The sequence below is a fragment of the Moraxella sp. CTOTU47616 genome (genome assembly GCF_032017465.1).
GTDB classification, from domain to species: domain Bacteria; phylum Pseudomonadota; class Gammaproteobacteria; order Pseudomonadales; family Moraxellaceae; genus Faucicola; species Faucicola tetraodonis.
The window spans coordinates 103,885-126,896 of sequence record NZ_DALZPU010000003.1; the positions used below are offsets into that span (position 1 = coordinate 103,885).

22 protein-coding genes are annotated in these 23,012 nt (G+C 45.8%); 10 read left to right on the forward strand and 12 right to left on the reverse strand.

Features of this window, described 5'->3' with window-relative positions; genetic code table 11:
* Nucleotides 1-140 precede the first annotated feature (140 nt).
* From RTS10_RS04615 to fdxA, 3 genes are all read left to right on the forward strand, one after another.
* Complete coding sequence (locus RTS10_RS04615; protein ID WP_409455583.1) at nucleotides 141-1,151, forward strand: adenosine deaminase; 1,011 nt, start codon at nucleotides 141-143, stop codon at nucleotides 1,149-1,151.
* A 155-nt stretch (nucleotides 1,152-1,306) separates the two neighbouring features.
* Complete coding sequence (gene mutS / locus RTS10_RS04620) at nucleotides 1,307-4,210, forward strand: DNA mismatch repair protein MutS (RefSeq protein WP_312539434.1); 2,904 nt, start codon at nucleotides 1,307-1,309, stop codon at nucleotides 4,208-4,210.
* A 72-nt stretch (nucleotides 4,211-4,282) separates the two neighbouring features.
* Nucleotides 4,283-4,606 carry a ferredoxin FdxA gene (fdxA, locus tag RTS10_RS04625; RefSeq protein ID WP_007115596.1) on the forward strand — a complete coding sequence of 108 codons (324 nt, stop codon included), beginning with the start codon at nucleotides 4,283-4,285 and terminating at the stop codon, nucleotides 4,604-4,606.
* A gap of 248 nt (nucleotides 4,607-4,854) precedes the next feature.
* Here fdxA and RTS10_RS04630 read toward each other — a convergent pair whose 3' ends face one another.
* Nucleotides 4,855-5,688, reverse strand: a complete 834-nt coding sequence (locus RTS10_RS04630) for an inositol monophosphatase family protein (protein WP_007115595.1) — start codon at nucleotides 5,686-5,688, stop codon at nucleotides 4,855-4,857.
* Nucleotides 5,689-5,723: 35 nt separating this feature from the next.
* A complete protein-coding gene (locus RTS10_RS04635; RefSeq protein WP_312539435.1) occupies nucleotides 5,724-7,865 on the reverse strand; it encodes a 1-deoxy-D-xylulose-5-phosphate synthase in 2,142 nt (713 codons plus the stop codon).
* A gap of 508 nt (nucleotides 7,866-8,373) precedes the next feature.
* Between RTS10_RS04635 and ribA the strand changes: the two genes are divergently transcribed.
* Nucleotides 8,374-9,015, forward strand: coding sequence for a GTP cyclohydrolase II (gene ribA, locus RTS10_RS04640; protein WP_312539436.1), 642 nt, complete (start codon nucleotides 8,374-8,376; stop codon nucleotides 9,013-9,015).
* Between the two features lie 41 nt (nucleotides 9,016-9,056).
* Here the strand turns inward: ribA and RTS10_RS04645 are convergent, their stop codons facing one another.
* Nucleotides 9,057-9,869 (reverse strand): sulfite exporter TauE/SafE family protein, encoded by an 813-nt coding sequence (locus RTS10_RS04645; protein ID WP_050324694.1) that lies wholly within the window; start codon nucleotides 9,867-9,869, stop codon nucleotides 9,057-9,059.
* A gap of 109 nt (nucleotides 9,870-9,978) precedes the next feature.
* Between RTS10_RS04645 and RTS10_RS04650 the strand changes: the two genes are divergently transcribed.
* The 3 genes from RTS10_RS04650 to RTS10_RS04660 are packed head-to-tail and all read left to right on the forward strand — an operon-like array spanning nucleotide 9,979 to nucleotide 12,199.
* Nucleotides 9,979-10,908, forward strand: a complete 930-nt coding sequence (locus RTS10_RS04650; RefSeq protein WP_312522943.1) for a biotin--[acetyl-CoA-carboxylase] ligase — start codon at nucleotides 9,979-9,981, stop codon at nucleotides 10,906-10,908.
* A 26-nt stretch (nucleotides 10,909-10,934) separates the two neighbouring features.
* Nucleotides 10,935-11,681, forward strand: a complete 747-nt coding sequence (locus tag RTS10_RS04655; RefSeq protein WP_065253347.1) for a pantothenate kinase — start codon at nucleotides 10,935-10,937, stop codon at nucleotides 11,679-11,681.
* Nucleotides 11,682-11,725: 44 nt separating this feature from the next.
* A complete protein-coding gene (locus RTS10_RS04660) occupies nucleotides 11,726-12,199 on the forward strand; it encodes a hypothetical protein (protein ID WP_312539438.1) in 474 nt (157 codons plus the stop codon).
* A gap of 68 nt (nucleotides 12,200-12,267) precedes the next feature.
* Here the strand turns inward: RTS10_RS04660 and RTS10_RS04665 are convergent, their stop codons facing one another.
* The gene (locus tag RTS10_RS04665; protein ID WP_312539440.1) at nucleotides 12,268-13,836 is read right to left on the reverse strand and encodes a TerC family protein; all 1,569 of its coding nucleotides are present in this window, start codon (nucleotides 13,834-13,836) and stop codon (nucleotides 12,268-12,270) included.
* A gap of 325 nt (nucleotides 13,837-14,161) precedes the next feature.
* Between RTS10_RS04665 and RTS10_RS04670 the strand changes: the two genes are divergently transcribed.
* Complete coding sequence (locus RTS10_RS04670; RefSeq protein WP_312539441.1) at nucleotides 14,162-14,857, forward strand: lipase secretion chaperone; 696 nt, start codon at nucleotides 14,162-14,164, stop codon at nucleotides 14,855-14,857.
* Nucleotides 14,858-14,940: 83 nt separating this feature from the next.
* Here the strand turns inward: RTS10_RS04670 and hisD are convergent, their stop codons facing one another.
* From hisD to RTS10_RS04700, 6 genes are all read right to left on the reverse strand, one after another.
* The gene (hisD, locus tag RTS10_RS04675) at nucleotides 14,941-16,236 is read right to left on the reverse strand and encodes a histidinol dehydrogenase (protein ID WP_312539442.1); all 1,296 of its coding nucleotides are present in this window, start codon (nucleotides 16,234-16,236) and stop codon (nucleotides 14,941-14,943) included.
* Between the two features lie 201 nt (nucleotides 16,237-16,437).
* Nucleotides 16,438-16,785 carry a gamma-glutamylcyclotransferase family protein gene (locus tag RTS10_RS04680; protein WP_312539443.1) on the reverse strand — a complete coding sequence of 116 codons (348 nt, stop codon included), beginning with the start codon at nucleotides 16,783-16,785 and terminating at the stop codon, nucleotides 16,438-16,440.
* 16 nt (nucleotides 16,786-16,801) lie between these two features.
* Nucleotides 16,802-17,464 (reverse strand): ATP phosphoribosyltransferase, encoded by a 663-nt coding sequence (hisG, locus tag RTS10_RS04685; protein WP_065253353.1) that lies wholly within the window; start codon nucleotides 17,462-17,464, stop codon nucleotides 16,802-16,804.
* 13 nt (nucleotides 17,465-17,477) lie between these two features.
* The gene (murA, locus tag RTS10_RS04690) at nucleotides 17,478-18,743 is read right to left on the reverse strand and encodes a UDP-N-acetylglucosamine 1-carboxyvinyltransferase (protein WP_138018559.1); all 1,266 of its coding nucleotides are present in this window, start codon (nucleotides 18,741-18,743) and stop codon (nucleotides 17,478-17,480) included.
* 20 nt (nucleotides 18,744-18,763) lie between these two features.
* Nucleotides 18,764-19,021, reverse strand: coding sequence for a BolA/IbaG family iron-sulfur metabolism protein (locus RTS10_RS04695; RefSeq protein WP_036594190.1), 258 nt, complete (start codon nucleotides 19,019-19,021; stop codon nucleotides 18,764-18,766).
* 92 nt (nucleotides 19,022-19,113) lie between these two features.
* Nucleotides 19,114-19,518, reverse strand: a complete 405-nt coding sequence (locus tag RTS10_RS04700; protein WP_312385097.1) for a YraN family protein — start codon at nucleotides 19,516-19,518, stop codon at nucleotides 19,114-19,116.
* A 57-nt stretch (nucleotides 19,519-19,575) separates the two neighbouring features.
* Here RTS10_RS04700 and RTS10_RS04705 point away from each other — a divergent pair, with 57 nt between their 5' ends.
* On the forward strand, nucleotides 19,576-19,986 hold the full coding sequence (locus RTS10_RS04705) for a hypothetical protein (RefSeq protein ID WP_007115576.1): 411 nt from the start codon (nucleotides 19,576-19,578) through the stop codon (nucleotides 19,984-19,986).
* Nucleotides 19,987-20,010: 24 nt separating this feature from the next.
* A complete protein-coding gene (gene rsmI / locus RTS10_RS04710) occupies nucleotides 20,011-20,859 on the forward strand; it encodes a 16S rRNA (cytidine(1402)-2'-O)-methyltransferase (RefSeq protein WP_312539445.1) in 849 nt (282 codons plus the stop codon).
* Here rsmI and RTS10_RS04715 read toward each other — a convergent pair.
* A complete protein-coding gene (locus RTS10_RS04715) occupies nucleotides 20,856-21,605 on the reverse strand; it encodes a sulfite exporter TauE/SafE family protein (protein ID WP_312385101.1) in 750 nt (249 codons plus the stop codon). The genes rsmI and RTS10_RS04715 overlap by 4 nt on opposite strands.
* Nucleotides 21,606-21,650: 45 nt before the next feature.
* Nucleotides 21,651-23,000, reverse strand: a complete 1,350-nt coding sequence (gene coaBC / locus RTS10_RS04720; RefSeq protein ID WP_312539446.1) for a bifunctional phosphopantothenoylcysteine decarboxylase/phosphopantothenate--cysteine ligase CoaBC — start codon at nucleotides 22,998-23,000, stop codon at nucleotides 21,651-21,653.
* Nucleotides 23,001-23,012 lie beyond the last annotated feature (12 nt).

Sequence of the window (23,012 nt, forward strand, 5' to 3'; positions counted from 1 at the left end):
GAGTTTGAACCGCTTGCCTCTATTACCTTTATCTTTATCAATCCATCCCCATAATTGAGCTTTATTTTCGAAATTTTCATTGTTGAAATTTTCTTGAAAGATTTTAACGCCATCTTTGCCATTATGCTATTGAGTTTGCTATGACTGCCACATTGACGCCACAACAACTGATTCATCAATTACCCAAAGCCGAACTACACGTGCATATCGAAGGCACGTTTGAGCCGGAGCTGATGTTTGCCATCGCTAAACGCAACCAAATCGATATACCCTACCAAACCATTGAAGATGTCAAAAATGCCTACAATTTTCATAATTTACAATCGTTTTTGGATATCTACTATGCCGGCGCAAACGTTTTGGTCAAACAGCAGGATTTTTATGATTTAGCGTGGGCGTATTTTGAAAAATGCCAGGCTGATAATGTGGTGCATACGGAGATTTTCTTTGATCCGCAGACCCATACTGAGCGGGGGGTGGATTTTGCCACCTGTTTTCAAGGGCTTTATCAAGCAAGCTTAGATGCCAAAGCAAAAATGGGTATCACCTCGCATTGGATTTTGTGTTTTTTGCGTCATTTGAGCGAAGACAGCGCATTTGTCACCCTTGAGCAGGCCTTGCCATTTAAAGATAATATCATTGGCGTGGGGCTTGACTCTAGCGAAGTGGGAAATCCACCCGCTAAGTTTGAACGGGTATTTGCCAAAGCGCGTGCGCTTGGGTTTTTGACGGTTGCGCATGCGGGCGAAGAAGGCGATCCCGCGTATGTTTGGCAAGCGTTGGATTTGTTAAAGGTCAATCGTATCGATCACGGTGTGCGCTCGGCAGAAGATGATAAACTCATGCAACGCTTGATAGCGGAGCAAATGCCGTTGACGGTGTGTCCATTAAGTAACCTTAAACTAAAAGTGGTGCAAGACATGGGCGAGCACAATATTAAAACCATGCTGCACCAAGGCGTGTGCGTGACGGTGAACTCAGATGACCCGGCGTATTTTGGTGGCTATATGAATGACAACTTTGTCGCTATTGAGCAAGCGCTAGCGCTATCAAATGACGATATCAAACAATTGGCGATCAACAGCTTTAACGCGTCTTTTATAGGGGATGCTGAAAAACAGCATTGGATCTCAAAAATCCAATCGCTTTAAGCTTTTAAATAAGCCGGTAAATAAACTGGTAAATAAGCTCGAAAAAATAGGCTGGAATTAACGTGCATTTGTGCATGCCAGCCTTAACCCACCTCACACACCCAACATGGTGCGACAAACGCACCTGTTGCTTAATTTCATAACGTTTAACCATTATGACCCAGACCATGCCTCACAATCTTGACCATCACACCCCCATGATGCAGCAATATCTCACCCTAAAAGCGGATTATCCGCATGCCTTGGTGCTGTACCGGATGGGCGATTTCTATGAGCTGTTTTTCGATGATGCCAAGCTTGCTGCCGATATTTTGGGCATCACCTTGACCCGACGTGGCAAAGATAAACAGGGCAATACCATCCCGATGGCAGGTGTGCCATTTCATTCGGCAGACGGCTATATTGCTCGGCTGATTAATGCCGGGCAAACCGTGGTGGTCTGTGAACAAGTCGAAGAAGAAAAGCCTGAAGACGAGCCTGAAGAAAACACTGCCGCAAAAGACTCTGCAGCCGATAGCACAGCCAAAAGCATAACAAAAAAAACCAGCAAAACAAAAGCCAATGCCGCTAAGATTATGGAACGTAAAGTCGTCCGTACCTTAACCGCAGGGACGCTGACCGATGATAACCTCATCACCCAAGGGCAGACGCCAACGGTCGTCGCTATCAGCTTTGCTAAACAGCAAATGTCGGTGGGATTGGCACAGCTGGATTTGGCACAAGGGCAAATCCGTGTGACTGAGCTTAACTGCGACAGTCATACGGCGCTACAAAGCGAGCTTGCTAACGCGCTCGCCCGCTTTGATCCCAGTGAAGTGCTAATAGATGAGCAGCTGTCTGAGGCGTGGCAACATTTTTTGCAGGACTGTTTGAGCGCAAATAGCCCAACAGCCACCCTACCGCCGATTTTGTCACAGCCGCACAGTTATTTTCTGCCAAATAACGCACTTGAACATCTGACCCAGCATCTAAGTGTCACCACGCTGGCAGGGTTTGGCATTGAGCAAAAACCGCTTGCCATCTCATCGGCATCGGTTGTGCTGCATTACGGCAAACAGACCCAGCAAGCTGATTTACGCCATATTCGTAGCCTGCAGCTTGAGCATAACGGCGATTTTTTGCAGCTTGATACCATCAGTCAGCAAAATTTGGAAATTTTTAAACCCGTGCTGGCATCGGGTATTTCGCTGTTATCGGTGATTGATCATTGCCAAACGCCGATGGGTAAACGCGCTTTAGTCCATCATTTGCACCGACCGCTACGCAATGTCACCCTGATTAACCGAAGGCTTGATGCGGTTGAACAACTGATGACATTACCGATAGAAGCGTTTGAATTGCTTAAACAAACCTTAAGCGAAATCAGCGATATCGAACGCATTGGGGGACGCATTGGCTTGGGTTCAGCAAAACCGACCGATTTGCTCAAATTGCGTCTGAGCTTGGCGCAAGCGTTAGCGTTGTCAAAGCAGTTACAGCAACATTTTGATTTTACCACCATAACGACGCTAAGTGCTGAGACGCCTTTGCTTGCCATGCTTAGCAAACAGCTACCTGACTTAGCCTTAACTGATAGCTTTGCCAATATCCATGCCTTGCTAGACCAAGCGATTGTCGATGAGCCGCCCGCCCACATCCGTGATGGCGGCATGATAAAAAAGGGCTATGACCCACAGCTTGATGAATTACAAAATCTGCATGGCAATATCGAGCAAACATTGGAAGAATTGGCGGTGCAAGAGCGGCAAAAAAATAACTTGCCCATGCTCAAAGTGGGCTTTAATAAAGTGAGCGGATTTTATTTTGAACTCAGCGCCCTACAAGCCAAGAACGCGCCTGAATATTTTACTCGCCGTCAAACGCTCAAAAATGCCGAACGCTTTATCACGCCAGCGCTCAAAACCATTGAAGAATCCTATTTATCGGCTCAAGGGCAAGCGTTGACCCTTGAGAAGCGTATCTATGAAAATCTGCTGCGTCAGCTCAAGTCACAGCTTGGTGAGCTGCAGCGCCTTGCCAAAGCGATTGGGTATTTGGATGTACTTGCCAACTGGGTCAGCCTAACGCGTTTGCAGAATCGTTCTCATCATAGTAAAAACTGGTGCCGCCCGTTGTTTAATACCACGGATGATAGCGCAAGCCTCAATATCCAAGGCGGACGCCATATCGTGGTTGAAGCAGGTCAACAGCGCCAAGCTCACCATCAGACGGCATCGCTTGACCCATTTGTCGCCAATGACTGTGTCATGGGAACAGCCACCCAACTTGAACGCTTAATGCTCATCACAGGTCCCAATATGGGCGGTAAGTCGACCTACATGCGTCAAACCGCGCTCATCGTGCTACTTGCTTGTTGTGGCGCGTATGTCCCTGCGCAGTCGGTGACGCTCGGTCGTATTGAGCGGATTTTTACCCGCATTGGCTCAGCAGATGACTTGGCAAGTGGTAAATCAACCTTTATGGTCGAGATGATTGAAACCGCCAATATCATGAACCAAGCCAATGCCAACTCATTGGTACTCATGGATGAAGTCGGTCGTGGCACCAGCACCCAAGATGGTCTAGCGATTGCGCATGCGTGCGTGAATTATTTAGCAGAAAAAATCGGCTGTTTGACCCTATTTGCCACCCATTATTTTGAGCTCACTGAACTGGCTGAGCGCCACCCCAAAATGTTTAATCAACACCTTGTCACCCAAGAAATCAACGGGCAGTTACTACTACTGCATAAAATCGCACCGGGGGCGACGCATCGCAGTTTTGGATTGCATGTCGCCAAAATGGCAGGTTTGCCGCAAGACTTATTAGCCCAAGCGCAATATTATTTGGATAACCAAAGCGAGCAAAAAAGTTTGCCCAACAATTCTTTACCCTATCCATCAGAAGATGAGAAACAAATAGGTCTGGATTTGCAAAGTGCAGCGGCTGACTATCAAGCTTTGAAGACTGATGAATATAAACTTAGCCAACAACTAAACACCCTAAACCCTGACGAGCTGACGCCGAAACAGGCGTTAGAATTTATTTATTCATTAAAGGAATTGTTAAAAAAAGCGTAACGCGCTAAAATAATACGATTGTATTTTTTATGCTTTTAACATTTGTGCAACTAAAAAAAGGTAGCCACCGCCATGACTTTCGTCGTTACTGATAACTGTGTTCGTTGTAAATATACTGACTGCGTTGAAGTCTGTCCTGTGGACTGTTTCTATGAAGGTCCGAATTTTTTGGTCATCCATCCCGATGAATGTATTGACTGTGCGCTGTGTGAGCCAGAATGTCCTGCCAATGCGATTTTCTCAGAAGATGAAGTGCCAAAAGGTCAAGAAATATACATCGAACTGAATGCAGAACTTGCCGAAAAATGGCCAAACATCTCAGCCATGCACGACCCACTACCCGATGCCAAAGAATGGGATGGCGTACCCAACAAATTACAGTATATTGAAAGATAGCCTTTCTAACATACGCCAGTTAGGTGAATTTTAGCAAGATACTATAAATAAGATGCTATAAAACAGCATATAGAACGAGGACGGCAATCAGTGAATATTGATTGCCGTTTTTATATTGTCATCTCTTATTATGTCAACGTTGTTGTCTATCTGCTTAACTTAACCTCTTTAGCTTAGATTTTTTTTTACGAATTGATGATGAAAAAAAACGCGCTATGGATTAGCGCGTTTTTAGTGTCACAACAACATCAGCCTTTAACGGCACTGCCCCAAACTGGTACCACGGTTTGCATCAATGGTTTTAATAGTTTGATATTTGCTGCAAAGATAGAGCCTGTTTGCATCGCATTGTGTGCGCCTGTATGGTCAACCACAGTACCACGTGCTTCAGTGACAATTAATTCACCAGCACATATATCCCAAGGTTTGATAGACATTTCAAAATAACCATCAAACCGTCCCGCTGCGACATATGCCAAATCTAACGCGGCTGAACCCACACGGCGCACTTGACCGCCTTGTTCGCAGATTTTTTGTAAGCTTTCAAAATGCTCTTTGGCATAGGAGACTTTACCTTCCGCGCGGTTACGCTCAAGCGGATGACCGGTGGTAAAAAAGCCGCCATCAATGGTTTTATGCTCACTGACGCTGATACGGCGTTGGTTGAGACGCGCGCCTTTACCACGACTGGCTGAAAACATCTCATCACGCACTGGGTCATAGATGATGCCATGTTCGGTGACGCCATTTTTTTGCACCCCAATTGAGACACAAAAATGCGGTAAGCCATGAATAAAGTTGTGGGTACCATCTAATGGATCAATGACCCAGCACCAGTCTTTATCATTGCCCTTGCCTTCTTGTAGCCCAAATTCTTCACCCAAAAATGAGTGGGTTGGGTAGCTTTCTTTGAGCATCGCGATCAATAATTCTTCGCTGTAACGGTCGATTTGGGTCACCAAACCATCTAAGCCTTTGCTTTCAATCGTGAACTCTAGCTTGTGGCGATTGTTGTGTGCATTTAAAATCTCTTGACCTACTTTTTGTGCAGCGCGGGCTGCCATGACGACCATCGGTTCCATAATTGACCTTTTGTTGAAGGATAAAAATCTAAAATTTATGACAAAATCGTTTGCATCTGTTTGACCACACCCGCGACATCTAGCTCACAATCGGCTAATTGCTGCTCAGGGCTGCCATGCGCGATATATTTATCGGGGATACCGATGTTGATTAGCGTTGGCAAGGCTTGGCTTGTTTTTGCTGCTTGGGCAACTAGGTATTCATTGACCGCACTACCGGCACCGCCCATGACTTGGTGTTCTTCAAGGGTAACAATGGAGCAGTTTTGCGCCAATAGAGTATCCAGTAATTCGCTGTCTAACGGTTTAACAAACCGCATATTATAAACAAAAAACGTCGTCATTGGGTAAGTTTCGGCTAAGTTTTGACACGCCGTGACCGCTGTCTTTACCATGGTACCAAAAGCAAGCACCGCAACTTTTTTCGCCACGTTGCTCGTACCTGCAGCAGTGGCATCAATAGTCTGCTCAAGCGCTGCCTTACCGATTGGATAAATCGCTTGGTTTTTATCAATCTCTGCCCCAATGCCATTACCACGTGGATAACGCACCGCAGAGGGTCCAATATGCTCATAACAGGTATTAAGTAAGTTATAGCACTCATTCTCATCTTTGGGACAAGCAATCACCATATTAGGCACAGTTCGCATAAAAGCGATGTCAAATACCCCCGCATGGGTGGCACCGTCTTCACCGACCAAGCCTGCACGGTCAATGGCGAACATCACGTTGAGATTTTGCAAAGCCACATCGTGAATCAGTTGGTCATAGCCACGTTGTAAAAATGTGGAGTAAATCGCGACAATCGGTTTGACGCCTTGGGTCGCCATACCACCCGCTAGGGTCACTGCATGTTGCTCAGCAATCGCCACATCAAAGAATTGGCTTGAAAAGCGCTTGGCAAATTCGGTCATGCCTGAGCCTTCAGCCATCGCAGGGGTGATTGCCATCAGTTGTTTGTCAGTGGCGGCTTTATCGCAGATAAACTCACCAAACACTTGCGAGTATTTTTTGGCGGGGGTGGGTGCCGGCTTTTGGCTGTCAACTGGCACAGATTTTTCTTGCGCTGGGTTGATTTTTTTAAGTTTGGTAATGGCATGATAAGTAATCGGGTCGCATTCTGCAGGTAAAAAGCCTTTACCTTTCACCGTATGCACATGGACAAGTACCGCACCTTTTAACTGCTTGACCCGTTCAAACACTTGAGTCAATTTGGCAACATCATGCCCGTCAAATGGTCCAAAATACTGAAAGCCAATGGCTTTAAACAAGTTTTCGGGGAACACTTCATCAATGAGTTTATTGGCGATTTTCTCAGGTAATGTTTCTAACTGAGACGGTTTTGGAATACCTTTTTCTGCCAATTTTTCGACAATTTTATTGGGCAGGCGCGATGTCCAGTCATCTAAAGCTTCGTTTGCCATGTGCAAATAATGACGAATACGGCGGTCTTCACTGGAAATGACGCGCTTGGTAAAAATCGCATCACCATTTTTATCGATATCGACTGCCAAACCACGCTGCCAAAGGGTGGCTAAATGTTTAGAAAATCCGCCCGTTGCCTGCGAAATTGACATGTCATTATCGTTGAGCACCACAATCAAATCGGCATTTTGCTGCACCGCGTCATTCATCGCTTCAAACGCCATACCGCCTGTCATAGCCCCATCGCCGACGATGCTAACCACTTTGTCACGTTTGCCTAAATAGCGCATAGCAAGCGACATACCTAACCCTGCAGAAATCGCCGTCGATGAATGCCCAACGCCAAAGGTATCATACTCAGACTCATGACGCTCAGGAAAGGCAGTTAGCCCATGTTGGCTACGAATGGTGGTAAGCTTGTCACGGCGACCCGTTAAAATTTTGTGGGGATAGGCTTGGTGCCCTACGTCCCAGACAATTTGGTCTTTGGGTGAATTAAAGACATAATGCAGTGCAATGGTAAGCTCAACGACGCCAAGGTTAGAACCAAAATGCCCGCCACTGACGCCCGTTGCATACAGCAAAAACTCGCGCAATTCATCGGCTAATTGCTGCAATTGCACGGTACTGAATTTTTTTAGGTCATCAGGACTGTCCACACCATCGAGCAGCGGCGTATGCGGCTTTAGCATAGGGATGGTATCAAAGGTTTTTAATGGGTATTTTTGGTTAGCTATTTTAGTTTTTGACATATCTTGGCTGACACTTTTCATTGCTTACAGGCACTCGATGAGCCCTGTTGACACAGGTGAAAAAAATAAATGGTAAAACGCACAATGACTATCGACACCTTCTTGGTGGCACAAAATTGGCACAAAGTTGACAGACTGCCAAAGCGTTGAACGCTTGAAAATCTAGGTGGCTAAGCTGGCATTACCAGCTTTGAATTGCCAATGTGGCGCATGAATGTGGCATAATAGCATTTTTTTGTTGATTAAACATCAAACCTCGCTATTTTAGATTGTATCTTATAGCTTCTATAAAGTTTAGCTTAGCGCCTTGAATTTTTGATAAATTTTGACAAAAAAGTTGCGTCAGATAGCATGTGAGCCTAGCTTGCGGGTTATTGATAAGATGGGTAATGACGCTATCCTTCTTGATATTTTAATCAATGCCTTCATGTAAAGGGCACTTTTATTTTTGGGTTTACCGACTTGGTTCAGTTGTTTGGGTCAGTGGGTCATTTTTTTGGAGTAGTGGGTGTCGTATCAATTTATCACGCAAGCAACCTTACCAACAGCGCATGGGCTATTTGATATTCATGTGTTTGAAGATACGGACGACACGGCACGCGATGCGCTTGGCAATCGTAAACATGAACACGTCATGCTGACGGTTGGTTTGCCCACGGCTGATAAATCCAAAATCCCATTGGTACGCATTCATAGCGAATGTTTGACAGGGGATGCGTTTAGTTCGCTTAAATGCGACTGCGGCCCCCAGCTCAACGCTACCATGCAGATGATTCAAGCTTATGCTAAAAATGGCGGCTGTGGGGCGATTTTATATTTGCGCCAAGAAGGACGCGGGATTGGACTGACCAATAAAATCCGAGCTTACGCATTGCAAGACCAAGGACATGATACGCTTGATGCCAATTTGCTGCTCGGTTTGCCTGCCGATGCTCGCACCTATGAGATGTGCAAGCCGATGCTTGAGCATGTCGGTGTGGATAAGGTAAAGCTGATAACCAACAACCCCAACAAAATTGACTATCTCAATGATATTGGTATTGAGGTGGTTGAGCGGGTGCCCCTGCTTGTTGGGGTCAATCCGCACAATGAAGCCTACCTCAACACCAAAAAAGAGCGTATGGGGCATATGATTGAGAATGAGTTATAAAATTCACGCTCATGACATAACACAAAACCCATTGTTTATTTTTACCATAAATTAATCCCAAGCGCGCCTAGCATCATTTTTGCCCCCACAATCAGCAGCAGACCACCAAACATGCGCTTTAAGGTGTTGGCAGGCAATTGGTGCGCCAATTTTGCCCCCACTTTGGCAAATAAATAACTCATCACTGAAATACACAAAAACGCAGTGATATGCACAAAGCCAATCGCCTCAGCCGGCAAGCCCTGTACATCTTTGCCAAAAAACATAAACCCGAGCGCCCCTGCAATGGCAATCGGTAAGCCACAGGCTGCTGACGTACCCACCGCTTGTTGCATGGTCAAACCAAAACGGCTCAAAAACGGTACGGTAAAACTGCCACCGCCAATACCAAAAATCGCCGATGCTGCCCCAATGAACCCGCCCACTCCTGTTTGCACAGGCGCAGATGGCAAGTGAGTGGTCGCGATAACTTCCGATTTTTTAGCCAAAAGCATTTTTAGCCCCATAAACAGCGCCATGCCAGCAATCAAAAACGCCAAGACCTTACCATGCAATAAATCTGCGATATAAGCACCAACAAAACTACCAACCACCAAGCCAATTGACATATTGCGCCATACATCCCAGCGCACGCCACCGCGCTTATTGTGCGATTGCATGGAGCTTATCGATGTCACCACAATCGTGGCAAGCGATGTCCCTACCGCCAAATGGGTAATGACATCGCTTGGATAGCCATACGCTTTAAAAATCGCCATCAGCACAGGTACGATAATCAATCCGCCACCGACACCAAACAGACCCGCACAAGTGCCAGCAAATGCCCCCGCCAGCAAAAACCACAGATACATCATTTTTTGCATTTCCTTTGATTAAAAATAGCGTTAGTATAGCAAACTTATCTTTTTGACGTTTGTAACATTGTGCCTAAGCTTATGAACCCGACCCTATGTACCCATCCTTATGAGAATTGATTCGCTTTGCCATACCCACTTAGCCAGCACCCACTCAACCAACAGCCAGCTGATTGAGTGGATGGTGCTAAGCTATCACGACCAGTCGCCCACCGACCATAACCGACCGCATTTTAGCCGCCCCCATTTACTCACTGCTGATACCCAATCAGGCGGACGTGGTCAACATGGCAGAACATGGCAATCACCGCTAGGCAATGTTTATTTATCGCTGTATGTGCCGACACAAGCCTATGCATTGCCGCAAAATCTTTGCTTATCTTATCGACTAGATGGTCGCTTGTCACTGTGCGTGGGTTATCAGCTCTGTCAAATCCCTATCATAGAACACATCAATCAAACAAGACTGGCAAAGCATTTGCCAACCATTGGTGTCAAATGGGTGAACGATGTGGGTTTTTATCAACCACAAGCCAACCTACCTGACCAATTTCAAAAACTCTCGGGTATTTTGATAGAACCTGTCAATGTCGCAGGTCACATGCTAGGCATCGTTATCGGTGTGGGCATCAATATTGCCCATGCCCCTGTGCTGACCGAGCAAACCCAAGAAGGCTTAAACTACCAAGCGGTAAGCCTGCAAGATTTGACAGCGCAGCGCTTACAACCCAGTGAGTTTTATCAGCCCGTTCGCGATGCCATAACTAATGCGATTGGGCAATTTAATCAGCTGCAAGCGGCTGAAGCGAGCCAACAATTTATCCATGATTTTGCCCAAAAAGACCTATTAAAAAACAAGTATTTGCAAATTCATAACGCCTTATCTGAGCAATCAATCACAGGCATTGCAGCAGGTATCGATGCGCAAGGCTGTCTACTCATTGAGCAAGCAGATGGCAGCATACAAACGATTTGGACAGGCACCATTCAAGTTTTGGATTCAGCCGTTTCATCGTTGCAGGCAAATAAACACAAATAAAGCATCCCATTCAAAGGCTATTATTTATGACAAAACTTTGGCTAGACTTGGGTAATACCCGCTTAAAATATTGGCTCACGGACGATAGCGGTCAAGTGCTCGATCATGCGGCTGAGCAGCATTTGCAAGCGCCTGCCGAATTGCTCAAAGGGTTGACCTTTCGGCTTGAACGACTCAATCCTGATTTTATCGGGGTGTCATCCGTGCTCGGACAAGCCGTCAATAATCACGTTGCAGAAAGCCTAGAGCGATTGCAAAAACCGTTTGAATTTGCCCAAGTCCATGCCAAGCACGCGCTGATGTCGAGCGACTATAACCCCGCCCAACTTGGCGTTGACCGCTGGCTACAAATGCTCGGCATCATCGAGCCTAGCAAAAAACAATGCGTTATTGGCTGCGGCACTGCCGTTACCATTGATTTGGTCGATCAGGGTCATCACTTGGGGGGCTATATTTCCCCCAGTATCTATTTGCAGCGCGAGTCACTATTTTCGGGAACGCGCCAGATTAGTATTATTGATGGCACTTTTGATAGTATAGATTCAGGCACCAATACCCAAGACGCGGTGCATCATGGTATTATGTTATCCATTGTCGGGGCCATCAATGAAACCATTCATCGCTACCCTCAATTTGAAATCACCATGACAGGCGGTGATGCCCATACTTTTGAGCCGCACCTATCAGCCAGCGTGGAAATTCGGCAAGACTTGGTATTGGCGGGACTACAGCGTTTTTTTGCCCCTAAAAATAACACTAAAAATCAAAACTAAAAACCAGAAATAAAATTAACCGTTAAGAAAAAAGGAAATTACTGATGAAAAAAATCATTCAAACCACAAGTATCGCCTTACTCACTACGAGCGTATTAACCGCCTGTATGACTGCGCCCACTTTGCCTGCCAAGCCAACGCCTTCAACAGTCAACCAGCCAACCAATGCCACTCGCACGGTCACGCTTGCACTGGGGCAAAACATCTTTGTTAAAGAACACCAGCTAAATCTGACTTTTGATAAAGTGCTCAATGATAGCCGCTGTGCCACAGATGTACAGTGTATTTGGGCAGGGAATGCCACGGTGGCGGTCACGGCTATGACCACTACCTCTCGCCCACAAACCCTTAACCTATCGATTGGGGATTTGCGCGGTGACTTGCGTCAAACGCAGCGTTTTGCCAATAGGGATATTACCTTGACTGCGCTATCATCCGCGCCTGTATCCAGTCAATCTGCTACCACGTCAACGAGCAATTTGCCTACTATCACCTTGACGATTCAGCAAATTCCTTAATTGTTATATCCCTAAAAAAGTAATAAAAAAGGGGTTAATTACCCCTTTTTTTATACCCAAGCATTGGTTTACACCGTTGCCACCATCGGGGCTTCACGTTCAACTTTTAATTTCAAAATGCGCGATGTTGAAGTTTCTAGAATGGTAAACTTATAGGCACCGATATTAATGGTTTGATTGACTTCTGGGACATCGGTCAACTGCGAAATCAAATATCCGCCAATGGTGAACTGATCGGCATCGAGTAGCAAATCTGGATCGTCAAGCTCCAAACGTAGTTGGTGCAAGCTTGCTGTGCCATTCACAATCCAATAATCGTCATAGGGGATAATTTCTAAGGTTTCATCTTCATCAGGGAACTCACCTGCAATCGCCTCTAGCACATCAAGCGGTGTCACTAGCCCCGCAACTTGACCATATTCATCAATCACCATCGCCAAATTACCTTTGGCTTTTTTGAGCATATTGAGCAGTTTTAGATTGTCAATGCTCTCTGACACAAACACAGGCTGCTGCTTACTAAGTAAGGGTTTAATGGCGGTTTCAATATCTGCGACATTGTTATCGAGCAAATCCAAAAAGTCTTTGGCGCGTACTACCCCAAGCACTTTATCGATGGTATCTCGGCACACAGGGAACAAACTATGCGGCGTATCAAGCAATTGCGCGCGCATTTCTTCGCGGCTACCGTTGATATTGACCCAAGAGATATCATTGCGCGGCGTCATGATGGTATGTACATCGCGCTCATTAAGCGCTAGTACGCCACTAATCATATAACGCTCTTCTTGCGCAAATGGCATACTATCAAAATCAAAATATTCTGAATTATTCTCTGGGGTAACCGCTTCTTCGGTTTTACCACCCATTAAACGTAAAATCGCATCCGCGGTACGGTCACGAATCGGAATTTGATTTTCATATTTGGTTTTATTGCGTTTGGCTACTTGGTTAAACGCTTCAATTAAGATTGAGAACGCAATCGCCGCGTACAAGTAACCTTTTGGCATATGAAAGCCTAGTCCTTCGACAATTAAACTAAAGCCAATCATCAGTAGGAAACTTAAGCATAAAATCACCACGGTCGGGTGACGACCGACAAACTCCGTGAGCGCTCTAGACGCAGCCACCATCAATGCCATGGCAATGATCACTGCTGCCATCATGATTTCAAGGTGTTTTGCCATGCCTACGGCAGTAATCACCGCATCAAACGAGAACACCGCATCTAAAATCACAATCTGTGCGACAACCGCCATAAACCCTGCTTGCACTTTGCTTTGGTTGGTATGCTCAGGTTTTCCTTCCAGCCGCTCATGCAGCTCTGTCGTTGCCTTAAACAGCAAGAACACCCCGCCTACCAATAAAATAATGTCGCGAACCGATAAATCAAAACTTCCCAAGGTGAGCACGGGATCGGTTAAGGTAATGAGCCATGACATAATCGACAATAAGAACAGCCGCATGACCAATGCCAAGCCAAGACCTAAATTTCGGGCTTTAGCGCGCTGATGCGGCGGGAGTTTATTGGCTAAGATGGCAATAAAGACAAGATTATCAATACCTAAAACAATCTCAAGAATGACAAGCGTCGCAAGGCTTAGCCACGCGGACGGGTCAGATAGTAGTTCTAACATAGTGGGTCAGTTATTCTCTTTTAATGAGGGGCAAAAAATAAAAACAGCAAAAACGAAAAATTAGCCGTTACCTTAGCAAATCATAGCAAAAAATCAATGATAATTTATGTCTGCTTTTGTAGATGGCACATCAATTGTGCCAATACATCACTTGGTTTTTAACTTTACCTAAACCTTACCTACATACTGCATCCACTGAGTTTGTCAAAAAATATACTGATCAGTCATTTCATTTGATTCACAAATTCTTGATTTAGGTTAAATTAATCCATAGGACAGCGAAACTTCATTATGACTTTACAAGGATAGCTAAATTGAACAACGGGTGATTGCCTATATTCGTGAACATACGCCTGAGCCTGCCGCAAGCCAAGCGGTTAACATTTTTCAAAATTATCTCACCTATTTGACTGCTGTCAGCCAGCTAGATAAGCCTAAAGTACAGCAAAACCCCAACGTCAGCGCATTAGATTTATCTGCGATTAAGAACCAATTACGCGCAGTACAACAGCTGCAAGCCCGCTGTTTTGACGCCAAAACCCGTGAAGCCTTTTTTGGGGATGAACAAGCCCTCAATGACTACAACATGACGGTCGTCGAAGCCAACCAAAACGCACAACTGAGCAATGACCAGCGCCAAGCCATCATTGATAAGGCGCAAACTGCCTATATCGCCAGTGTTAACGACCCAAATCTACAGACAAAGCTAACCCAGCAGCGCAATATTGACAAGTTATTGGCGCAAACGCAGCAAATGCAGCAGCAAGGGGCAACGCAAAGCCAAATCAATGCCATGCGTAGTCAATACGTTTCCCCCGAAGCGGTCAAACGGCTTGAGCAGCTTGACCAGTCCGAAGCGCAATTTGCGCAGCGTGTGGCAGCTTATCAGACACAGTCTAATCAAATACTGGGCAAATTGGGTAATGTGTCGCAAGCACAGCAACAAATTGTGGCGTTACAGCAGACGATGTTTACGCCTGAAGAACGGCTACGTCTAGATGTATTGACAAAGCAGCGTTAACTTCCCCCTTAAAATGAGTTAAATGAGTTAAACGCCCCGTTGAATTGCCATAAGCTGTTGAATTACCACAGGCGCGTTTGAGCCTATTTCACACGGTAACGGGCTGAACGCGCGTGGGCATCCAAATTTTCTTCCACTGCCAAAATATCAGCAGTTTTTGCCAGCGTTTGGCTACCTTGCTCGCTACAATAAATAATCGAAGATTTCTTTTGAAAATCATATACGCCGAGCGGTGAACTAAAGCGTGCGGTACCTGATGTTGGCAACACGTGATTAGGGCCAGCGCAATAATCACCAATCGCTTCAGGGGTATAGCGACCCATAAAGATAGCGCCCGCATGGCGGATATCTTTGACCATTGCCTCTGGGTCATCTACCGATAACTCCAAATGCTCGGGCGCAATGCGGTTAATCACCTCAATACCCTCTGCTCGGTCTTTCACCAAAATCAGCGCGCCACGGTTGGCAATCGCTGCTTTAGCGATGTCAGCTTTTGGCAAATCTGCTAAGGCTTTTTCGATTTCCTGCGCAACTTTTTTGAGTAATGGCTCAGATGGGGTGACAAAAATCGCTTGCGCAACGGTGTCATGCTCAGCTTGCGATAATAAATCCATGGCTAACCAGTCGGCTTTATCATTTGCAACACCTTCGGCATATACGAGTACTTCCGAGGGACCTGCAATCATATCAATGCCCACTTGCCCAAACACGGCGCGTTTGGCGGCTGCCACGTATTTGTTGCCAGGTCCTGTGATTTTATCGACTTGCGGGATGGTGTTAGTGCCGTAAGCCAACGCTGCCACCGCTTGCGCGCCCCCAATGGTAAAGACTTTATCCACACCCGCCAAATAAGCGGCCGCCAATACCAAAGGATTTAGTTCACCATGAGGAGCAGGCACCACCATGATAATTTGCCCGACCCCTGCCACTTTGGCGGGTAACGCATTCATCAAGACGCTGGATGGATAACTTGCCAGCCCACCTGGCACATAAATCCCCACTTTATCGAGTGGCGTAACTTGTTGTCCAAGCGTATTACCTAGCGAATCTTGATACGTCCAGCTTTCTTGCCGTTGGCGTTCGTGAAAGGATGTGACGCGCTGTGCCGCTAGTTCAAGCGCTTGCTTGATTGTAGGATTTAACCCATCAAATGCTTGTTTGAGCTTTTCTTGTGAAATCTCTAGCTCAGCAAAAGTTTTGGCAGGATGGTTGTCAAATTGTTGGGTCAGCTTTAACACCACCTCATCCCCACCCTGACGCACTTGCGCGATAATATCATCGACCGTAGCCAGTAGCGCTGGATCATTTACCGTTTCAAAAGCAAGCAGCTCTGTCAATTCCTGCTCAAAACTGGCTTGTTGGCTATTTAACAATCGCATGGTATTCCCCTAAGAATAAAAAATGACTAACCCATAGCATAACAAATTTTTCATGGATGAAAGCGGCTTTTATGGCTAAAAACCCATTCGCTAATCCCATAAAATAGTTCAAGCTTACCAAACAAGCTAATATGTTTGACTTTTGCCCACTTAAAAATAAAAAAGACGTCATGCTAACGTCTTTTTTATTGAATAATAAGGTTAAAAATTTTGTGAATCATCCAGCGCATAAACAAAGGCAATGATTTGCTCGCCGCTGTCAAGCGTGGCGGTTACTTCAATGCGCTGATAGGCTTCACCTTCAAACTCATCTAGCCGCGCCCAATGATTGACCAAATCATCTGACGAAAACACCCATCCCGCTACCATGTCGCCTTGTTCATCTGGGATGACTGCAGGAAATCCGAGCGCCGAGCCCCAACCGCCATCTGGCATCAAATGCCCACGAATAGTCGCAGGTTGCCAAATGCCGTTGTTGATGGGTGTCATAATACTGTGGTTATCGCGATTGGGCGCTAGCGTGCCATAGACAAAAAGATGCTGCATCATGGTGATTTTTGAACCGTTACTGGGTGTTATCAGCGACGCTTTGCTTAAAGCTTTCGATGATGGGCTCAAGCAGGGCAAATTTGCGTTTATAACTGACCTGATTGACAATCAAACGCGAAGAGACTTGGCAAATCTCTTGGCGCGGCTCTAGACCATTGGCTTTTAAGGTATTACCGGTATCGACCACATCCACAATCAAATCACCCAAGCCTACCAAGGGCGCAAGTTCCATGGAACCATAGAGTTTAATCACATCGACTTGTTCACCGCGACTGGCAAAAAACGCGCGCGTCACATTGACATATTTGGTAGCAATTCGAAGACGACGACTGGGTAATTGTAGCCCCACTTTACCTGCCGTCATCAAACGGCATTTGGCAATTTGTAGGTCGAGCAATTCATATAAATTGCTTGAGCCATGCTCCATCAGCACGTCTTTACCCGCTACACCAAAATCTGCCGCCCCATGCTCCACATAGGTTGGCACGTCACTGGCGCGTAAAATCAAGATTCGCACGTCAGCATGCGTGGTCGGAAAAATAAGTTTACGTGATTCTTCTGGGTCTTCAAGTAGTTCGATACCTGCCTTTTTTAGTAGGGGCAAGGTATCTTTTAAGATTCGCCCTTTGGATAACGCTAAGGTAAGACCGTTATAATTGGCATCATTTGCTTGTGTCATTGTCTTATACCTGTTATTCGCCTTTTACCCGCTCAATGGTGACGCCCAAGCCGCGCAGTTTGTCTTCCACATACTCATAACCACGGTCAATGTGGTAAATGCGCTCGATACAGGTCTCGCCTTGGGCTGCCACCGCTGCCATTACCAGTGACATGGAAGCGCGTAAATCGGTTGCAATGACAGGCGCGGCATTGAGTTTATCGACGCCTTGAACAACGGCAGTATGACCATCGACTTTGATATTGGCGCCCATACGTTGCAGCTCAGGGACATGCATGTAGCGATTTTCAAAAATATTTTCAATAATGGTACTGGTGCCTTCTGCAATACAGCAAACTGTCATGAGCTGGGCTTGCATATCGGTTGGAAACGCCGGGTGTGGTAATGTGCGGATATCAACCGCTTTTGGACGACCTGCCATTTTGACATTAATCCAGTCGCTGCCAACAGTGACTTGGGCACCCATTTCTTCAAATTTTTTAAGCACAGATTGCATTAAGCTTGCTTCGGTTTTTTTGGCAGTCACTTCCCCGCCTGTCATCATGGCAAGCGCAAGATATGAGCCGGTTTCGATACGGTCTGGTACGACTGAGTACTCACAGCCATTTAATTTGTCAACGCCTTCAATGGTCATATAAGCGGTGCCAATGCCTTCAATTTTTGCGCCCATTTTGACAAGCATATTAGCCAGATCAACCACTTCTGGTTCACGCGCACAGTTTTCTAAGTGCGTGGTTCCTTCTGCCAATGCCGCTGCCATGATGGTGTTTTCAGTACCGCCAACCGTGACCACATCAAAGGTAAAATGACAACCTTTTAGCCGACCGCTAGCGGGTGCTTTGGCTTTGACATAGCCATTTTCAACGGTAATGGTCGCTCCCATCGCTTCCAAGGCTTTTAGATGTTGGTCGACAGGGCGTGAGCCAATTGCGCAGCCACCGGGCAGCGACACTTCAGCCTGCCCAAAGCGCGCAAGCAGCGGTCCCAATACCAAAATCGATGCACGCATGGTTTTGACTAGCTCATACGGGGCATAGTAGCTATTGATGGTACTGGTATCGCAGGTCACCGTATCGCCGTTCTTTTCAATGGTAATACCCGTGCCCGCAATCAATTTGACCAAGGTATTGACGTCTTTGAGTGTCGGTACATTGTGCAGGGTGACTGGGGTTTCTGCCAAAATCATTGCCGCAAGCAAGGGCAATGCCGCATTTTTAGCACCAGAGATGACCACTTCCCCTTTAACTTGAGTGCCACCCGTGATTAAAAATTTATCCATGTGTTTCTCCTAAAAATGGCTTATTGCGCAGCTTGTTTGGCTTGCATCTCATGCCACTGGGCATAGGTCAACGCTTGGATATTGAGTGCATGGATTTCACCTGACGCAAATTTATCAGACACCAACCCCAACACGGCTTGTTGACGCGCGACAGCACGTTTACCCTCAAAGCTGTCATCCACCACGCGCACATCAAATTTGTTGCCTTGATTGGCGGCTTCGATTTTGCCACTCGGAAAATGGGGTTGTAGTAAAGTAATTAAATCCTGTGCGTTCATGGGAAATACCTAATAAAAGAGGGGTAAAATTATACTATTTTGCTGCGTAGCATAGCATAATTTTTGCTAAGTTTATACGTTATACAAAATGCTTAATTTACGCTAAAAGCGTCCTTAATCCACGTAGGCGTTGGCATGACAGCCTGTCCTGCAGCTTGAGCGCCTTCATAACTTACCACATCAAAGCGAATGTCAAAGCTATCAAATTGCGGATGCGCTTGTAAAAAAGCTGCGGTGGTTTTAATGATTTTACGTTGTTTGGCGGGGGTGATACTGTCTAAACTTGTGCCAAATTGGCTGACTTTTCGTTGACGCACTTCGACAATGACTAGGCAAGGAGTTTTTTGTGTCGGCTCGAGCATCACCAAATCAAGCTCGCCCAAGTTTTTGTAGTGCCAGTTTTTGGCAAAAAACGTTAAACCTTGCGCTTCAAGATAGTGCTTAGCGAGGATTTCATAATAGTCGCCTTGGCGTTGTTTTGGGGCAGTGAGTTTCATTTTGAAGGATGATTGACTATGTTAAAATGAAATTTATTATACTTTGAGAATTAAACAATGCAAAATCCAAAATGCCAAGTTTATCCTAACCTTCCCTTTGAAAATCTCATTCCCGCCATTGATGCGATTCATTATGACGGCCGTACATTGCGAGTAACATTGCTATTTAAACCACAAGATTATGAGTTAGTATATTTAGACTTTGAATATGTCATGGGTTTTAGAATGCTTAGAGAAGGAGATTTACTAGACTTTCCAAATGATGAATACCCTAAAAATTGGTTATTATCTGTTTCAGAAAATGGCTGGTATGAACAGGAAAAATTACGAAAAGGCTTTACTTCACAATATGTCTTTGACATGAAGGGTAACCGCCCAAATGAATTCTTTATTCTGGGTGAAAGTGATTGTATTAGTGTTTTAACGAGTCTCACAGATGTTCCAAAAATAACTTTCATTGAACGATAATTTTATAAAGAAAACGAGAAAAATATGACTTCAAATCAAGGCACACTCTATATCGTCGCCACCCCGATTGGTAATTTATCCGATATCACCGCCCACGCCATCGACTGCCTAAAAAGCGTGGCTATCATCGCCTGCGAGGACACCCGCACCTCTGGAAAACTACTCAATCACTTTAACATACCCACCAAAACTTGGGCTTATCACGACCACAATGCCGAAGTACAGACCCCTAAATTGATTGAAGTTTTACAGTCAGGTCAAAGTATCGCGCTTATCAGTGATGCCGGCACCCCACTCATTAGCGACCCTGGTTTTCGACTGGTGCGCGCCTGTCACCAAGCAGGTATCAAAGTCTCACCGGTTGTCGGCGCCAGTGCTGCCATAGCTGCCCTATCGGTCGCAGGATTACCTTCAGACAAGTTTTATTTTTATGGCTTTTTGCCTGCCAAAACTGCAGGACGACAAAGCGAATTGACTAAAATCAAGGATTTAACCGCCACGCTGATTTTTTATGAAGCGCCCCATCGTATTGTTGAATGTATCGATGACATGATTACGGTGCTTGGCGACAATCGACAAGTGACGTTTTGCCGTGAGATAACTAAAACGTTTGAAACCATTTATCCATCAACGCTCGGCGAACTAAAGCAGTTTGTTGCAAGCGATGCCAATCAGCAAAAAGGGGAAATGGTACTGGTGGTCGCTGGGGCAAGTGAATTACAGAATCATGATAATCAACACGATGAATTGCTAAAACGACTGTTGCAAGATTTGTCGGTGAAAAAAGCCGCACAGCTTGCCAGCGATATCACAGGGGCTAAGAAAAATGCCTTGTATGAACGAGCGTTGATGTTAAAAGACGATAATGATTAACTACTAAAAGCTTTGAATAAGGCGTTAACACCTAACAGTAATAAAATCACCAACGTCATATTTTTGAACATTTTTTGTGAGATTTTATGACGAAAATAAAACCCGATATACAAACACAGCAACGACAACAGCGTCGCCACGCCAATCACGCCCAATTCTGTCGTTGGTAGGCTCACAAACCCTTGCCACAGCACGATGAGCTGAGCGATTTTGCCGACCACATAGCACAGATTACTGGCTTTAATCAGCTCGGTTTTGGGGTCTAGGCTGTCTTCGGTAGCCGATAGCAAGTACATCACCAGTAGCGGCGACATGGCATTGGTCGCACCGCCGAGCACGCCTGCCACCAGCCCACTGAAGATTAAACTTGGTTGATTATTGGGCAGTCGAATATTTTTGCCCGTTTGACTTGCCAAAAACTGGGTCAGCACATATCCGACAATCAATAGCCCAAGCGCGATCAGCAAATAATGCCGTGCGATGAGAAACACCAACTTTGTGCCGATCAGACTGCCCACAAAACTAGTAAACACCAATAGCCAATATTTTTTGAGGTAGTAGCCAATATTGCCACCCTCCAAAAACACCACCAAGTTAATCACCAAACACGGCACGACCGTCAGCAGCAGCACATGCGACATCGGATAAAAACTTGCCAATGCTGTGGTCGCAATCAGCGTCACGCCAATCCCTGTCAGCCCATGAAACATACTGACGATGGCAAATATCGCGGGGATCATGAGCATCGAAAGCATAACGCTTTGCTGAACGGAAAAAATCGCCATCAGCGACTATCTTACCAAGGTAAACTTACCCGCTAATTGCTTACCGATTAAGCTGACCAGCTGATTGGCAATGATATCCTTGCTGGCTTTTTCGAGACTGACTGCGGCATCTTTGCCCTTAAAAAACACCGTCATGGCATTGTCATCACTGCCAAAACCGATATCGGTGCGGGATACATCATTACAGGCAATCATATCTAAGTTTTTGGCGTCAAGCTTGCCACGGGCGTATTTTTCGATATCTTGGGTTTCTGCCGCAAATCCTACCACAAAAACCTCAGGGAATTCTTTGGCAATGGTCGCCAAAATATCAGGGTTTTTCACCAAATCCAGTGCCATCTGATCTTGCGTTTTTTTAATCTTTTGCGGCACGACATCACGCGTGCGATAATCGGCAACCGCAGCCGTGGCAATAAAAATATCGGTCGCTGTGCTAACAGGTTCGACTTCGATATCATTGCCAAATTCATCATGGTCATGATGGTGGTGATGATCATGGTCATGATGAGGGTGGTCATGGTCGTGATGGTGGTGGTCATGGCACTCACATATATCGTCACTAGCGCATTGGCGAGCGGTCATTAGCATTTCTTCAGCCGATAACACATCGATACGATTGACCAGTAGTGGCGTTGGTATGGGCACTTTACCCCCAACGATCAAGGTTACCCTCGCGCCTGCATTACGGCACGCTTTTGCCAGCGCAAATCCCATTTTGCCCGTGGAATGATTGGATAGATAGCGCACAGGGTCTATGGCTTCAATCGTTGGACCTGCGGTGATTGTCACATTTTTACCCGCCAATACTTGTGGTGTGATTTGTCTAGCGATGAAATATTGCACGTATTCAAGCAACTGCTCTGGCTCTGGCAATCTTCCCTCACCGATATCACCACAGGCTTGTTCACCGCTGGCTGGTTGGATGATTTCATAATCATAATCGGTTAACGTCTGCAAATTAAGTTTGACCGATGGATGTTGCCACATTTGCTGATTCATAGCAGGTGCCACCAAAATCGGTGCCGTGGTGGCAAGGCAAACGGTAGTGAGTAAATCATCCGCTATTCCCATGGCCAGTTTAGCAATCGTATTTGCGGTAGCAGGTGCGATAATCAGTAAATCCGCCCATTTTGCCAGTTCAATATGCCCCATTCCTAGCTCAGCACTCTCATCCAACAAGTCGATATGCACTTGGTTGCCCGTCAAGGCCTGCAGCGTTAACGGTGTAATAAAGGCTTGCGCGCTTGCCGTCATAATAACACGGACGTCATAGCCATTTTTAATCAATAGTCGGGCAAACGAGGCAGATTTGTAGGCAGCAATACCGCCTGTGATACCAAGAAGGATGTTTTTCATAAGATAATAGCA